We start from the raw sequence: 16139 nt of genomic DNA on the forward strand, positions 1-16139 counted from the left end.
TTCAAAATGCAGAATACGAACGTAAGTCTAGACGACAAGTACGAATTGGAAACTGGGCAGGTGTTTATCACCGGCACCCAGGCGCTTGTGCGCATTCCAATAATGCAACGTCAAAGAGACGCGGCGGCGGGTCTGAAAACCGGCGGATTTATCTCGGGATATCGCGGATCGCCGCTCGGTTTGTATGATCAAAGTCTTTGGAAGGCGAAGCCATTTCTGAAGAATAACGATATTCATTTTCAGCCGGGCGTAAATGAAGATCTGGCGGCAACCAGTGTCTGGGGATCTCAGCAGCTTCCGATGTTTGGCCAGTCGGATTTTGACGGTGTATTCGGGATCTGGTACGGAAAAGGTCCAGGGATTGACCGCTCTGGTGATGTTTTCAAACATGGAAATATGGCGGGTAGCTCAGAACATGGTGGCGTGCTCGTCCTCATGGGCGACGATCATATGGCCAAGTCCTCGACAGTTGCACATCAAAGCGAACAGGCGCTTGTCGCCGCGATGATGCCAATCCTCAATCCCGCGACGGTTCAAGAATATCTTGATTACGGCCTTTTTGGTATTGCCATGTCCCGCCATAGCGGCGCCTGGGTCGGGATGAAATGCCTGACGGATACCGTGGAGAGTTCAGCAACGGCCTATGTCGGTCCGGACCGCGTAGAGATAAAAATTCCGGAAGATATCGAGCCGCCGCTTGATGGCGTGCATATTCGCTGGCCCGATAGCTCCAAAGGCCAGGAAACGCGTCTTCTGCGACACAAATTGCCGATGATCAAGGCCTTCGTTCGGGCCAATAAGCTGGATCGGATTACCCAAGATAGCCAGAACCGCAAATTTGGGATCGTAACGACCGGTAAATCCTGGCTGGATGTGGAACAAGCGCTGGGCGATCTTGGTATCGGCCCGTCTGAGGCGGAAGAAATTGGCCTGTCCGTGTATAAAGTCGCCTGTCCCTGGCCATTAGAACCCGAAGGTATTCGGAAGTTTGCCGAAGGTCTGGACGAAATCTTGTTCGTTGAAGAAAAACGAAGCCTTATCGAGGAACAAGCGGCCCGTATTCTGTATGATCTTGATAACCGTCCCGTCCTCGTCGGCAAAGAAGACGAAAATGGCGATATGTTATTGGCCTCTGACGGTGAATTGACCCCGGCATCGGTTGCACGGGCAATTGCATCGCGGTTGAAACGCCGCTCAATATCCGATGCTATTGCGGAAGGCATTAGTTTGGCCGAAGCCCGGGAAGACGGAAACGCCATGCCGGCGGCTCCTGTTACCCGCTCTCCGTGGTTCTGTTCCGGGTGCCCACATAATTCGTCAACAAATGTCCCCGAAGGCAGCCGTGCGATGGCGGGTATCGGGTGCCATACCATGGCAATTTATATGCCCAATCGTCGGACCGAGACATATACTCATATGGGGGCGGAAGGGGCGAACTGGATTGGTCAGTCGCCGTTCACCAATGAAAAGCATATTTTTCAGAATTTAGGCGATGGGACCTATTATCACTCCGGCCTATTGGCTATTCGCGCGGCAGCGGCAGCCAATGTAAATATTACCTACAAGATTCTGTTTAATGATGCTGTTGCCATGACCGGTGGGCAGCCATTCGATGGCCCGCTCTCCCCGTGGCAGATCAGTCAGCAAGTCCATGCGGAAGGTGCGAAGAAAGTTGTCGTCGTCACGGATGAGCCAGATAAATATGAAGCTGGGATGAAATGGGCGCCCGGGGTCAAGATTTATCACCGGGATGATCTGGACAAGGTTCAACGCGAGTTGCGTGAGATCGAGGGTGTTACGGCTTTGATCTATGACCAGACCTGCGCAGCTGAAAAGCGCCGTCGGCGTAAGCGCGGAACCTTTCCGGATCCAGCGAAACGCGTATTTATCAATGACGAGGTATGTGAAGGTTGTGGTGACTGCGGCGTCGCGTCCAACTGTGTTTCCGTCAAGCCGCTGGAAACCGAATTTGGCCGCAAGCGGGTTATTGATCAATCAAGCTGCAACAAAGACTTTTCTTGTGTTAAAGGTTTCTGCCCAAGCTTTGTGACCATTGAAGGCGGTGACCTCAAGAAGCCACAGACGCAGAATGTAACATCTTCTAATATTGATATTATGAACCCCGCGGTGGGGCTTCCGGAACCCACCGGGCCGGTAATAAATGGGACGTATAACATACTGGTCACAGGAATTGGCGGCACGGGTGTAATTACAGTTGGTGCGTTGCTGGGTATGGCCGCACATATTGAAAATAAAGGCGCCTCCATTCTCGATCAGACCGGATTGGCGCAAAAAAATGGCGCGGTAATGAGCCATGTTCGTATTGCCAATAACGCCGATGAATTGAGCGGAACACGCATTCCAAACCGGCAAACGGATCTTGTGGTGGGGTGTGATCTGGTGGTTGCCGCAGGCCAGGACGCCGTTCAGACGTATGACCTGGGAAGGACGCGGGCGATCATTAATGACCATGTGGTTCCGGTTGCGGCCTTTACACTTTCACCAGATCTGGCTATGGACAGAGATACATTGACTGGTCTCGTGGCCGACAGCATTGGCCGTGAACAGTCCGAGTTTATTAACAGCACCAAACTGGCAACCGCCTTGATGGGGGATTCTATTGCCGCCAATCTGTTCTTGCTCGGTGTTGCATTCCAGCGGGGAACAATTCCGTTGTCCTTGAATTCAATTGAGGCAGCAATCGAATTAAACGGCATAGCCGTTGACGCCAATAAGCGTAGTTTTGCCTGGGGGCGTAAAGCTGCCGCTGATCAGAAAGCTGTTGAGGAAATCGCCTTGCCGGCCATGCCAAAAGAAGACGTGGCCCTCGATACGTTGGATCAAATCGTCGCCAAGCGTATGGATCGTTTGAAAGACTATCAAAGCGGCCGTTACGCCAAACGCTATGGCAAGCTCGTTGCGTCTGTGCTGGCAGCCGAAGAAAAAGCCAGCCCCGGCTCAACAGCGATTAGCGGCGCCGTCGCCCGCTATTTCTATAAATTAATGGCCTATAAAGATGAATATGAAGTCGCGCGGCTTTATACGGATGGCGCTTTTGCAGCAAAAGTAAATGACCAATTCGAAGGTGACTTTAAAGTTAAATTTCATTTGGCGCCGCCAATTTTTGCAAAACGCCATGAAGAAACAGGTCATTTGATCAAGAAGGAATTCGGCCCCTGGATGATGAAAGCTTTCGGCGTCCTCGCCAAGCTGCGGTTCTTGCGTGGCTCGGCCCTTGATCCTTTCGGTAAATCCGAAGAGCGCAAATCAGAGCGGGCATTGATCGGCGAGTATGAAAAGACAATGCAGGAAGTGTGTGAAACACTTACCGCGGAAAATCTATTGCTAGCAGCCGAAATTGCTGAGGTACCGGAACAAATTCGCGGTTACGGCCATGTTAAGGAACAACATCTCGCTGTTGCCCGGGCCATGCGTGAAGATCTGTTAAGTCGTTATCATCTAGGCGAAGCGCAACCGATGGCGGCGGAATAGGGGCCCCATGTCTCACCAATATACGGGAGAGCTGCTGCGTGAAGCATTGCTTTCTCACAGCGGCGTCACCGAAAAGAAGATGTTCGGCGGTATTTGCTTTCTACTGAATGGCAATATGCTGTGCGGAACAGGCATCGACCGGGTGATGTTTCGCGTTGGAAAAGAACTGGAAGCTGAGGCTGTCGCGCGCGCCGGTGCGCAAGCCATGGAGATGGGAGGACGGAAAATGGGCGGTCTTGTCTGGGTCGAGCTTGATGCCGCCCTTGAAACCGGTCTTGACAACTGGATCTCTCTCGCCAATAAATTCGTTGGTAGTCTGCCACCGAAATAGAAAAATCTCCAAGCTCAGGGAAGTCCTATAAATGATGGAAATTGCGGGACTTGTCTTCCCTCTCTTCGGGTTGATCTTGCTGGGCTATATTGCGGCACGTATCACCAAGCAGCCGGAAGCCGCCATGGGCTGGCTCAGTACTTTTATCATATACGTTTCGCTGCCCTGCCTGTTCTTCAAGCTACTCTCTCAAACGCCGGTGGAAAAGCTTGCATCGTGGGATTTTATTGGCATTAACCTGCTGGCGACCTTCTCGGTTTTTGTCATGGTCTTTGGTATTTCAAGACTGACCACAAAATCAACGACACCCGAGGCGACAATTCAAGGATTGGCTGGTGCGTATGGAAATATCGGTTTTATGGGACCGGGAATTGCCCTGCTGTCCTTCGGAGAGTTGGCCGCCGTCCCACTTGCCTTGATTTTCTGTTTCGAAAATATCATGCATTTTACACTTGCCCCAACCCTGATGGCCTTTGCCAGCGGTAAGGCGAGCAATATTGGTGGCCTGATTTTTGAGATCGGCAAGAAAGTCCTTCTGCATCCCTTTATCCTCGCCACAATTGTTGGTGTTTCAGCGGCGATTATCGGCTTTACACCGCCAACGCCTGTTGAGCGTCTTATCGATTACCTGGCGCAGGCCGCGGCCCCTTGCGCATTGTTTGCCATGGGCGTGACGTTGGCGCTCCGGCCGTTGCGGCGTATTCCGGGAGAGCTGTCCTTTATCATTCCATTCAATCTCGCGATCCATCCGATACTGATGTATCTGGCGCTAAGTTGGTTTGGCAATTTCGATCCTATCTGGGTTTATACGGCGGTCTTGCTGGCAGCTTTGCCGACGGCGACCAATGTCTTTATCATCGCCCAGCAATATGGTGTCTGGATCGAGCGCGCCTCTGCCACTATCCTGTTGTCAACGATGATCTCCGTTGTCACCGTCTCGGTTCTGCTTTACGCCATGACCACGGGATTGATGCCGGTCGATTTGTTTCCTTGACTGAATAATACCCATTCGCCTTTCATAAGTGGTATTAAGCTCGTAATATATTCTTCTTTTGCGGGTAGTTAACTGGAGCTTAGAATTTGAATATGCGGAGCGTAGACAACATCGTGATCGATATTGATCTCACAACAGTTCAAGCGCTGGTGGAGAAGGCACGTGATTTGCTCATCGCATTGCGCAACGAATATGACTTATCCGCATGGGAATATACAAAAAATGTGCGGATCGCGCCGTATGAATTTCCCCATAGTCATCCCATATTGACGATCAACGCCCAACTTGTCGACGGCCCGGCAAAAGACGTGGAGGCGTTTCTGTCCACCTATATTCATGAGCAGATACATTGGGCGCTGGATGACCATCGCCTTTCAGAAACCAAAGAGGCAATGCAAGTTTTTAAGGAAACATATCCGAACTTTCATAAAGATTTTCCGACGACAGCAAAAGATGAATGTTCCAGTTATCTCCATTTGATAGTTAATTGGCTGGAGTTGAAAGCAATGACAGAGTTAGTTGGAGCAGAGCGAGCTCGAAATTTGATGGGGCGATTTCACCATTACACGAAAATCTATGAGACCGTTCTATGTGACTTTGACGAAATTCAAACCGTCTTAGAAGAAACGAGCATCCTACCGTTGCCTCGGCCTCAATAAAACTGCCAATTTGGTACGACAACAATTGCGTCGCCCGCTTTGTTTCGTTAAAACAAGCCCAACAGAAAATTTGATTTATCGGAGCGACGATCCCCATGGCATCTTACCAGTATATTTATGTGATGAATGGTCTGTCGAAGACCTATCCCGGCGGCAAGCAGGTATTGAAAGATATCCGGCTGAGTTTCTTTCCTGGCGCTAAAATTGGTGTCCTGGGTCTGAACGGTTCGGGTAAGTCGACACTGCTGAAAATCATGGCCGGGATCGAGACGGAATTTAACGGGGAAGCCTGGTCTGCCGATGGCGTGAAAGTTGGGTACCTTGCACAGGAACCGGAGCTGGATCCGGCTAAGGATGTGCTTGGCAATGTGATGGACGGGGTGCATGAAAAGAAAGCTCTGCTCGATCAGTTCAACGAAATTTCCGCTCGTTTTGCCGAAGACCTGACCGATGATCAGATGAATGATCTGATAGCCGAGCAAGGGGAGTTGCAAGAACAGATTGATGCCCAGAATCTGTGGGATCTGGAGCGTGAAGTCGACATCGCCATGGATGCATTGCGTTGCCCTCCCGGCGATGCGGATGTCACTAAGCTTTCTGGTGGGGAGCGCCGCCGTGTGGCCCTCTGCCGCTTGCTGCTGTCACAACCTGATATGCTGTTGCTCGATGAGCCGACAAACCATCTGGATGCGGAAAGCGTGGCCTGGTTGGAACGGTTCCTTCATGATTATCCGGGCACCGTCGTCGCCGTTACCCATGATCGCTATTTCCTTGATAACGTGGCTGGGTGGATACTGGAGCTGGACCGCGGCCATGGTATTCCGTGGGAAGGTAATTATTCCAGTTGGCTGGAACAAAAAGAAAAACGTCTGGCGCAAGAAGGCAAGTCTGAAGACGCTCGGCGCAAGTCACTGGATCGGGAACTGGAATGGATCCGTCAAGGCCCGAAAGGCAGACAGTCAAAATCTAAGGCTCGGATCAGCGCCTACGAAGATCTGCTTAGCCAGGAAAACGCCAGCCGCGCTGACAATATGCAGATTTATATCCCGGCTGGACAACGGCTCGGTGATCTGGTTGTCGAGGCTGATAATGTCTCCAAGGCTTTCGGTGACAAATTGTTGATTGAGGGATTGAATTTCAAACTTCCCGCCGGAGCGATTGTCGGCGTTATCGGGCCGAACGGCGCCGGTAAGACGACTTTATTCAAGCTACTGACCGGTCAGGAAGCGCCTGATGCGGGGGATTTCAAGGTGGGTCCGACGGTTCAGCTGGGCTATGTGGATCAGGATCGTGATACGCTGGATGGCACCAAGACGGTCTGGGAGGAAATCTCCGAAGGCAATGAAATTATCGAACTTGGCAAGAAAGAGATCAATAGCCGGGCGTATGTTTCCGGCTTTAACTTCAAAGGTTCGGACCAGCAAAAGAAGGTTGGCCAGCTTTCCGGCGGCGAACGCAACCGCGTCAATCTTGCCAAGATGCTGAAAACCGGCAGTAACTTCCTGCTTCTCGATGAGCCGACCAATGATCTGGATGTGGATACCCTTCGGGCACTGGAAGAGGCGTTATTACAATTCGCCGGCTGTGCCGTGGTCATCAGCCATGATCGCTGGTTCCTTGATCGCATCGCTACCCATATTCTGGCCTATGAAGGCGATAGTCATGTGGAGTGGTTCGAAGGAAACTTTGAGGCTTACGAGGAAGACAAGCGCCGCCGTCTGGGTAAAGACTCAACCGAGCCGCACCGGATCAAATACAAACCGATCAGTCGCTGATAATATTTGAGTACGCGGAGGTTACTCCGCGTGCTTATCGACAATGTATTTGACGGCGGGGCGGGCGAGCATGGCGCCGCGATGTTTTTTCATAACCGGGAAGTCGTTGATGTCGACGCTATCGCTTTCCATCCATTGCGTGATGGCGAACAGATAGATATCAGCGATGCTATAGTCATCTCCCATGACCCAGGGTCCTTTGAATAGTTCGGCCTCGATCAAGGCGAATATTTCCTCCATGTTGCTGGTCACTTTGGCCTGCATGGCTTTGATGGAATGGCTGTCATTTTCGTCGACCCAGCGTTTTCCGCGCATGCGGTGAGCATGATTGATATGGGCTGTTGAACAAAGATAGCTATTGAATGACTGCAGCTGTGCGAATTCATAGAGGTCAGCAGGCGGGGGAAAGACATCGTTGCCAAAACGCTGGGCAATATACAGCAAAATTGCCGGAGTTTCAGTCAGAATGCCGTGCTCGGTCACCAGCGAAGGCACTCGACCCTTCGGGTTGATCGCCAGATATTCAGGTAGGGTATGTTCCAAAATCGCGGGATTAAGCTTTATTCCTTCATAATTTACACCACTTTCTTCAAGTGCAATATGAGAGGCGAGGGCGATAGAGCCCGCATTATAAAAGAGTTTCAGCATTTTCTTTCTTTCCACTGTTCAGTTCGATCATGATATGGGTCTATAACAACCATTATGGTCCGAGATTTTACGGCTGTCGCGTCAATAAATTGCCATAGAGACTTGTTAAAAGAATATGTTAAGTATTTGCCAGTATTTTTAGGCAAAATTACGAGGAAAGATTGCCCTAATGGAAATTGAAGAAACTGCCATCCCTGAGATAAAAATTCTGACACCGAAGAAATTCGGCGATCATCGTGGGTTTTTCTCCGAAGTTTGGAATGAACGGACACTCACGGATGCGGGGCTTAATCTTCAGTTTGTCCAGGATAATCATGCGTTAAGTGCGGAAGTTGGAACGTTGCGGGGACTGCACTATCAGCTGGACCCGGCAGCACAGGGCAAGCTAGTCCGCGTCATCCGCGGGGCTGTCCTGGATGTGGCCGTGGATATCCGTGTCGGCTCTCCGACTTTTGGCCAGCATGTGGCAGTCGAACTCTCGGCAGAAAACTGGCGACAGCTTTGGGTGCCGCGGGGCTTTGCCCATGGGTATTGTACTTTGCAGCCGAATACCGAACTGGTCTATAAAGTCACGGATTATTACAGCCCGGACCATGACTGCGGAATTTTCTGGAATGATCCGGCAATCGGGATTGACTGGCCCGTGGCGCCGGAAAAAGTAATCTTGTCCGAAAAAGATACGGTTTTACCGGTGCTGCAAGATCAAACAAGACTATTTGATTTCGAGGAAAAAACATGACGGTTTTTGTAACAGGTGGCGCGGGATTTATTGGCTCCGCATTGGCCCGCGATCTGATTGGGCAGAACAAGCAGGATGTAGTGATTATCGACAAGCTGACTTACGCCGGCAGCGTCGAGAGCCTTAAACCGGTCAGCAACAGTCCGCACTATCATTTTTCCCAGACAGATATTTGTGATCGAGATGCAATCGGCGCGCTTTTTGCGAAATATCAGCCGACAGCGGTTTATCATCTGGCAGCTGAATCCCATGTGGACCGCTCCATCGATGGCCCAGCTGATTTTGTTCAGACCAATCTGGTGGGAACTTTTACCATGCTGGATGCCGCGTATCATTATTGGCGCGAACTGCCAAAAGAAAGCCAGCAAGCCTTCCGCTTCTTGCATGTATCGACTGATGAAGTTTACGGTGAACTGGGGGCGACAGGTGAGTTTTCAGAAACCAGTGCCTATGACCCCAACTCCCCGTATTCCGCCAGTAAAGCAGGGTCGGATCATTTGGCGCGGGCCTGGCATAGAACTTATGGCCTGCCGGTGCTGGTGACCAATTGCTCCAATAATTATGGACCTTACCAGTTTCCTGAAAAGCTTTTGCCCGTTGTCATCTTGAACGCGTTGCAGGGCAAGGAACTGCCGGTGTATGGCAAAGGTGAGAATATTCGCGACTGGCTCTATGTGGAAGATCATGCAACTGCCTTGCAGCAGGTCGTGGCCGACGGAGTTGTCGGCGAGACTTATATGATTGGCGGCCGGGCCGAGCAAACCAACATTTATATGGTCCGGGCTATCTGCCAGATCATGGACAAGAAATTCCCGGAAAAAGCACCGCACGAAGACCTGATCCGCTATGTGACGGATCGTCCGGGTCATGACGCTCGCTACGCCGTTGATTGCACCAAGATCGAAACCGAATTGGGGTGGGCGCAATCACTTAATCTGGAGACGGGCCTTGAGAAAACAGTAGACTGGTATCTGGATAATCTGGACTGGGTGCGGGCCGTATCTGAAGATTATTCTCAGGAACGATTGGGATTGGGTACCGAAAAAACATGAAACTGGTTGTAACAGGCGCTGGCGGCCAGGTTGGTGCGGCCCTTGGTCTTATGGGGCCGCTCGCAGGCCATGAGATTATCCCCCTCGATCGGCAAACGCTGGATATTGCGGACAAGGCACAAGTCATCGCCGCGATTTCTAATTATCGGCCGGACGCCGTTATAAATGCGGCGGCCTATACCGCAGTTGATAAAGCGGAAAGTGAGCCGGATGCCGCCTTGGCGATTAATGCGGCGGGCGCTGAAAATCTTGCCATAGCCTGCGCGCAATTGGATATCCCGTTCCTGCATATTTCAACAGACTTTGTCTTTGATGGCACGAAAGAGGGACCTTACACGGAAACCGATCCCATTGGTCCGCTGAGTGTTTATGGCAGCAGCAAAGCGGAGGGTGAAGCGCGGGTTAAAGCCATTGGCGGAAAATTCCTGATCCTCAGAACAGCCTGGGTTTTTGGCGGCGAGCAGAATTTCGTTGCGACCATGTTGCGTCTCGGCGAGACCCTGGACGAGTTGCAAATAGTCGACGATCAGCACGGCGGCCCGACAGCTTGTACAGATATTGCGGCGACGCTGCTGCGTATGGCAGAACAGGCTCTATCACCGGCGTTTAGTGACTGGGGCTTTTATCATTACAGCGGCGCACCGTCCCTGACCTGGTACGGATTTGCCCAAGCTATCTTTTCCGGACGCGACAAACCGGTCCTGCATCCCATTCCAACGGAAGACTATCCGACACCGGCGGCGCGGCCGAAAAACTCCGTGCTTGATTGTTCAAAGATAAAACAGGTGTTTGATATTGACCAGCCGGACTGGCGCACGGCATTATCACAGCTCCTGACATAATTTTTCATTTCCACAGGCAGACATATGGCGCGTAGTGATTTTTCGTTTTTTTTCGATTTTCGAGTGCGGTATTCAGAGATTGATGGGCAGGGCGTTGTCTTTAATGCGCATTATCTCACCTATTTCGATACAGCCATCACCGAGTATTTTCGTCATCTAGGCTTTGACTACCGGGACTATGTGGCCCAGACCGGGCAGGATTTTCATTTGGTCAAGTCGCTGGTGAATTATGAAAAACCGATCCTGTTTGATGCAGATATCGAGGTTGGCTGTCGTGTGTCAAATGTTGGCCGCACCTCCATCACCTTCCTGCTCGAGATATTTGGCAAAGGAAATGACACCCGATATAGCAACGGTGAAATTATCTGGGTGAACACAGATCAAGCAACCCATAAAACGGCGCCGGTTAATGATGAAATTCGGGCGCTATTTGGCCATACTGCGCTTGCCGCTACCTGATCACGACAAGATAGGATCCTGAAATGACGTTCGCCGGACCAGTTTTATCAACCCCCATTCATATCTCAACGCTGCTGCAAACCGGCATGACAGCGACACCTGATGAGACCGCCATCGTCTCCGCAGAAATGAGCTGGACCTGGCGTGAATTGCAGTCTGTAGTGGATAACGTGGCGGCAAATTTAATGCTGAAAGGGCTTAAAACTGGCGATCGACTGGCCTGCCTGATGCCAAATCGGACCCATTTGCTGATCCTGTATCTTGCAAGTTTCAAGGCTGGGTTTGTATTGGTTCCGCTCAATTACCGTTATACACCGAGAGAGATTGATTACGCGCTGGACGTCAGCGGGGCTTCTTTACTGGTTTATCATTCGGAACGTGCGGATGATATTGCCGCGTCGACGTCGACCCAGAACCTTTCGCTGGGCATGATCCCTTACCGCCCTGCCGATGCAAGCGAAGCCGGTTTTGAAGATTTATATTCCGAGCCCGCAAGAGCGGTTGAATTCGGCTCGCTTGACGTAACTGGCCCCGCCGCCATCTTTTTTACATCCGGCAGTACAGGTAAACCAAAGGGCGTTACCCATAGCCATGAAAGCCTGGGCTGGATGTTTGCCGCCATTGTGGGCGCCTGCGGGCTGACCGCAAAGGATGTCATGCTTCCGGGCTCGTCCATGTCGCATCTGGGCGGCTTTATGTTTTCTTTTGCGGCCTTGTCTGTGGGCGGACGGGTGGTTATCGCTCGGGTTTATGACGCCACTGAAATACTGCCCCTCATGCGTCAGGAAAGGCCGACCGTGCTGTGTATGCTCCCGGCGACCTTAATGGGATTGGTTCGGGATCAAAGTGCAAAAGAAGATGATTTCAAATCTATCCGTCTTTGCCGATGTGGCAGTGACAAGGTACCGGCCGAGCTGGAAGTCGAGTTCGAAGCCCTGACAGGCTATAAAATTGATGAAGGTTACGGCATGTCCGAAGTCGGTCTGGCGGCCCTTAACCCGCCTGAAGGACTGATTAAAATGGGCTCCATTGGCACCGCCACTCCCGGTTTCGAAATGTCGATCCGTGATGATCAAGGCGTTGAGGTCATGAACGGGACCATCGGCAATCTCTGGATGAAAACACCGAGCCTGATGACCGGGTATTGGAATAACCCCGAAGAAACGGAAAAAACCGTCCATGAAGGATGGATTGACAGCGGCGATATCATGCGGGCAGATGAGCAGAATTATTTGTGGTTTTGCGGCCGTAAAAAGCAGATTATCGTCCATGACGGATCGAATATCTTTCCGCAAGAAGTGGAAGAAGCCCTGATGGAACATGAGGCTGTCTCCAGTGTTGGCGTGGTTGGGCTACATGATCTGGTGCATGGTGAAAATGTCCGGGCCTATGTGGTTCTGCGCCCGGATCATGAGTTTCCAAGCGCGCTGGAGCTGATCGAGTTTACCCGCGGGCGTATCGGATATAAAGCACCGGAAGAGATCATCTTTTTACAGGAAATGCCGTTCAATCCCACCGGGAAAATTGACCGCGTCCGGTTGAAAAACATGGCGGCGGCCAATCACTAAAGGTAATAAGGGTCCGTATCGTCGACTTTAATTTTGTTTGTTCATGACAACGTCTATCACGCCAATACAACTGGATGAGTGGGGGCCGGATGTGGAGCCGGATGAGGCGCTGGATTTAGGTTCAGCTGTTAGCCTGACTTGCGGACTATTCAGCTTCAGAGTTTGGATCAAATACCAGTTGTTGCCACCGTCGGGAACCGAGAAAGCCAGTTCCGAAGTCTCCTCAGAGTGCTTCCCGGTGACAATCAGCTGAACGCCATCGCTCCAGTAAGTTTCCGATATGCCGCCGCGCTTTCGGTAATCCAGCTGGAAATCCCAGTTGCGCTGCTTCGGGCAAACGGAATTGTTCATGGCCGTCGGGCTATAGGTTGCCTGGACATTCCAGTAACCGGCTGGATCGAAAATTTCTGTTACAGTCGGAGCTGGTACCGCGGATTCCAACGACGAGTTAACTGGTGCGTTGCGGGCAACCTGCTGCTGAGACGACAGGTAACTCAGGTTAGAGCTGATACTGATTTCTAGCTGCCGCACCCAGGTATTGTAGCTGCGATGGATGCGGGCACCCTGGCTTAACAAATTGCGGCTCGATATGTAATCAATGTCAAAGGATTGATTGGTATAAACCACGTCAACCACAGCCTGATGTTTATTCTGGACATCCAGAGTGCCGCGGATCACGCCGGGCTCCAATTCTTTCATTACCCAGTTCCGTTCCACACCGGCAGCGAGAATTCCATCCCGGATAACCGAAAGCGGCGCCGTCTCCAATCCCGGTGACACGGCGACCGAAGAGGGGACATAAATAGGTTGAATGCGCGGCTGGCAGGCGCCGACGAAGATGACAAATAATACAAGTGCTGAAAAACGGAAAAGAGAATTCACAAGACAGTTCCTACTATACAAAAATGTTGATTTCTAACTACTACGGAAATATTGAAAGCCACTTGTTGCGTTATCAATTATCCTGTTTTGCTAATCTTTGTCATGCTGAAGACAATTTTCCCGGTACACCCAGCATGACCACCACTAGTTTCCTGCGCTTCAGAATGAAAGGTTTTCTGGTCCTGATCCAGCCTAAATCTTTCGCTCCATTGCCAGTTACTGCCGCCACCCGGGTAGTTGACTGCGAGCACGATTTTACCGTTTATGGTTTCGCTATTGACATACAAGCCCTCGCGTCCGGCCCAGAAAGTAAAAGACTGCTGCGGTGCGGTGAAGCTTAAATCAAAATTCCACAAATGAGATCGGGAGCAATAAGCTGAATTACCGACCGAGGCTTCATATTTAGCCGTAACGCGCCACGTTCCCCTCGTTTTATAGCCCGCCGGATTTTGCGCCGTTGCCGTAACTTCTGACGAACGGGCCAGGGCTTCATTGAGGTTTAGAATGGCGACAGAAGCGTATTTGCTATCCAGATGCTCCTTTAAAAACTGGCCGAGTGCGGTTGGATCCTGCTTGTCTTCAAGGTTGCGCCAGGCAATATCCGCGCTAGAGATCGATGCGCTGCTTTGCTTTTTCATGGTGAAGACAATTTTCCCGATGCATCCAGCATGACCGCCACCAGCTTCACGAGCTTCAGAGAAGAAGTTTTTTTGATCCTGATCCAGCCTAAATCTTTCGCTCCATTGCCAGTTACTACCGCCTTTTGGATAGTTCAATGCGAGAACGAGCCGGCCGTTCTCTATAGTACTATTGACATACAGGCCTTCTGATCCGGTCCAGAACGTATAGGATTGCGGTGTGTTGGATAGGGTGAGATCGAAATCCCAAACATGTGGTTTGGCACAGTAGGCCGATTTCCCCGAAACCGCTTCATATTGTGCAGCTACGCGCCATCTTCCTGTCGTATCATAGTCATTACCCGTGGAATTTCTTGCGGCAGCGCTAGACGAAAACGCCAACCCAGGCCTGTCCTGTTTCGTCATGAGAATATCTACCACACCGACACAATTTGACGCCGACATGGATCCCGAGCTGAATTTAGGTTCAGACGTTAACCTGACTTGCGGTTTGTCCAGTTTTAGTCGTTGGGTCAGTTGCCAGTCGCCGCCAGCATCGGGAACCGAGAAAACCAGTTCCGAGTAATCCGCGGAATGTTCCCCAGTGACATTTAATTGAACGCTATTACTCCAGTAAGTTTCCGATATGCGGCCGCGCCTACTGTAGTCGAGCTGGAAATTCCAGCTGCGTTGTTTCGGGCAAATGGAGGCGTTCGTGGCTGTGGCCGAATACGTCGCGGAGACATTCCAGATGCCGGCCGGATCAAAGGCTGCGGCTTCGGCTTTGGGAACAGCTGCAAGTGGCACCGCCGCTGTTGGATTTGCTTTTTGTTCCGCGGCGACATAACCCAGGTTATTCCCGATGCTGATTTCCAATTCGCGGACCCAGGTATTGTAGCCGCGGTGAATTCGAGCACCCTGGCTCGCCAAATTGCGGCTCGACACGTAATTTATGTCAAAGGATTGGTTGGTATAAACCACGTCAACCACCGCCTCATGCTTACCTCTAACACCGAGTGTAGCGCGGATTACACCCGGGCTCCGTTTTTCCATTACCCAGCCTTTCTCAGCACCCGCGGCGAGAATTCCGTCGCCGATCGCCGACAATGGTGCCGTCTCTAATCCCGGCGGTACCGCGACCGAAGAGGGGATATAGATAGGTTGGATGCGCGGCTGACAGGCGCCGATGAAGATGACAAATGTAATCAAGGAGATAAGACGGAACGGGATTTTCACAATACGGATCCTACGAAGAAATCACAGAGTTTAACCAACTACCTGAGAAGGATTAACAAACTGTTTTTACGCGCCAAAAAAACAATCTGGAGTTTAGTATCATGGTAGAGGGAAGGGCAATGGATTTTTTATTTATATGATTTTTCTATTAATAGAGCCGATTACGCGAATATTTCTATGAATAAAGCAGGACCCTGTCACAGGGTAACGTCTGTCGGTGTATTGGTGAGAATATAAACCCCGACACCCATGAGCAGGAAGGGAAGGATCTTTGGCGCGATTTTGACCAGAATGTTGCGCAGCTTCGAAAAGGAAACAGCGGATTGACCGGCAAAAATAATGAACGCTGCGGTGACCACGACACTGATATACATCCACGGAATGAGGGCGGATCTGGTATCCACAAATAACGGCGCCAACACACCGATGGAATCCCAGCTATGGGTCAGCATGATGACAACTATCGCCCAAATCGATCCGCTTCCCCGTATCAGATCGGTTTTGATTTCGTCCGCAGGCGATGTTTTCCGGGTGACCAGTTGATATAATTCATAAGCGCCAATGGCGAGCGGCACGAGGCCAATATAATGGATGTATTCTGTCGGGATCAGCCGCGCACTCTGCGCCAGAATATGGGCGATGACCAACATCAGGATAACGGCAATCATGTAACCCGCACGGACCTTTGCCGCCCCATATTTGGGATGCAAAGAAAGCGTCACCAGCAGGAACAGATTATCGATGCTGGTCGAGAGAAAAGCCATAAAGCTGACGGAAATCGCCAGAATGATTTCATCCAATTTTTACAATTCCCGTCGTTACTCAGTGACTATTTGTCGACGTCC

The 16139-nt window shown here is 51.1% G+C and carries 14 protein-coding genes; 10 read left to right on the forward strand and 4 right to left on the reverse strand.

Annotated features, from left to right (window positions below; genetic code table 11):
• The first annotated feature begins 6 nt into the window (after positions 1–6).
• From V7723_RS10975 to ettA, 5 genes are all read left to right on the forward strand, one after another.
• Entirely contained in the window at positions 7–3492 is a 3486-nt protein-coding gene (locus V7723_RS10975; protein WP_335684512.1) for an indolepyruvate ferredoxin oxidoreductase family protein, read from the forward strand.
• A 7-nt stretch (positions 3493–3499) separates the two neighbouring features.
• On the forward strand, positions 3500–3823 hold the full coding sequence (locus V7723_RS10980; RefSeq protein ID WP_335684513.1) for a TfoX/Sxy family protein: 324 nt from the start codon (positions 3500–3502) through the stop codon (positions 3821–3823).
• Positions 3824–3854: 31 nt separating this feature from the next.
• Positions 3855–4817, forward strand: coding sequence for an AEC family transporter (locus V7723_RS10985; RefSeq protein ID WP_335684514.1), 963 nt, complete (start codon positions 3855–3857; stop codon positions 4815–4817).
• Between the two features lie 86 nt (positions 4818–4903).
• On the forward strand, positions 4904–5476 hold the full coding sequence (locus V7723_RS10990; protein WP_335684515.1) for a hypothetical protein: 573 nt from the start codon (positions 4904–4906) through the stop codon (positions 5474–5476).
• A gap of 95 nt (positions 5477–5571) precedes the next feature.
• Positions 5572–7251, forward strand: a complete 1680-nt coding sequence (gene ettA, locus V7723_RS10995) for an energy-dependent translational throttle protein EttA (RefSeq protein ID WP_335684516.1) — start codon at positions 5572–5574, stop codon at positions 7249–7251.
• A 21-nt stretch (positions 7252–7272) separates the two neighbouring features.
• Here the strand turns inward: ettA and V7723_RS11000 are convergent, their stop codons facing one another.
• Positions 7273–7899 (reverse strand): glutathione S-transferase family protein, encoded by a 627-nt coding sequence (locus tag V7723_RS11000; RefSeq protein WP_335684517.1) that lies wholly within the window; start codon positions 7897–7899, stop codon positions 7273–7275.
• Between the two features lie 169 nt (positions 7900–8068).
• On the opposite strand from V7723_RS11000, the gene rfbC reads away from it, so the two are divergent.
• From rfbC to V7723_RS11025, 5 genes are read left to right on the forward strand one after another with little or no spacing between them, the layout of a single operon-like run.
• Positions 8069–8638: a dTDP-4-dehydrorhamnose 3,5-epimerase gene (gene rfbC / locus V7723_RS11005; protein ID WP_335684518.1), complete on the forward strand. Its 570-nt coding sequence runs from the start codon at positions 8069–8071 to the stop codon at positions 8636–8638.
• Positions 8635–9690, forward strand: a complete 1056-nt coding sequence (gene rfbB, locus V7723_RS11010) for a dTDP-glucose 4,6-dehydratase (protein ID WP_335684519.1) — start codon at positions 8635–8637, stop codon at positions 9688–9690. The genes rfbC and rfbB overlap by 4 nt, the downstream gene beginning before the upstream one ends.
• A complete protein-coding gene (gene rfbD, locus V7723_RS11015) occupies positions 9687–10532 on the forward strand; it encodes a dTDP-4-dehydrorhamnose reductase (protein WP_335684520.1) in 846 nt (281 codons plus the stop codon). Before rfbB ends, rfbD begins: the two co-directional genes overlap by 4 nt.
• A gap of 24 nt (positions 10533–10556) precedes the next feature.
• Positions 10557–10991 (forward strand): acyl-CoA thioesterase, encoded by a 435-nt coding sequence (locus V7723_RS11020; protein WP_335684521.1) that lies wholly within the window; start codon positions 10557–10559, stop codon positions 10989–10991.
• A 23-nt stretch (positions 10992–11014) separates the two neighbouring features.
• Positions 11015–12559, forward strand: coding sequence for a class I adenylate-forming enzyme family protein (locus V7723_RS11025; protein WP_335684522.1), 1545 nt, complete (start codon positions 11015–11017; stop codon positions 12557–12559).
• A gap of 27 nt (positions 12560–12586) precedes the next feature.
• Here the strand turns inward: V7723_RS11025 and V7723_RS11030 are convergent, their stop codons facing one another.
• The 3 genes from V7723_RS11030 to V7723_RS11040 form a co-directional block, all read right to left on the reverse strand.
• Positions 12587–13441: a hypothetical protein gene (locus V7723_RS11030; protein ID WP_335684523.1), complete on the reverse strand. Its 855-nt coding sequence runs from the start codon at positions 13439–13441 to the stop codon at positions 12587–12589.
• Positions 13442–13518: 77 nt separating this feature from the next.
• Positions 13519–15294, reverse strand: coding sequence for a hypothetical protein (locus V7723_RS11035; RefSeq protein WP_335684524.1), 1776 nt, complete (start codon positions 15292–15294; stop codon positions 13519–13521).
• 197 nt (positions 15295–15491) lie between these two features.
• Positions 15492–16094 (reverse strand): cadmium resistance transporter, encoded by a 603-nt coding sequence (locus V7723_RS11040; RefSeq protein WP_335684525.1) that lies wholly within the window; start codon positions 16092–16094, stop codon positions 15492–15494.
• Positions 16095–16139 lie beyond the last annotated feature (45 nt).

Origin of the sequence: Sneathiella sp., from assembly GCF_036960985.1 — a bacterium.
Lineage (GTDB): Bacteria > Pseudomonadota > Alphaproteobacteria > Sneathiellales > Sneathiellaceae > Sneathiella.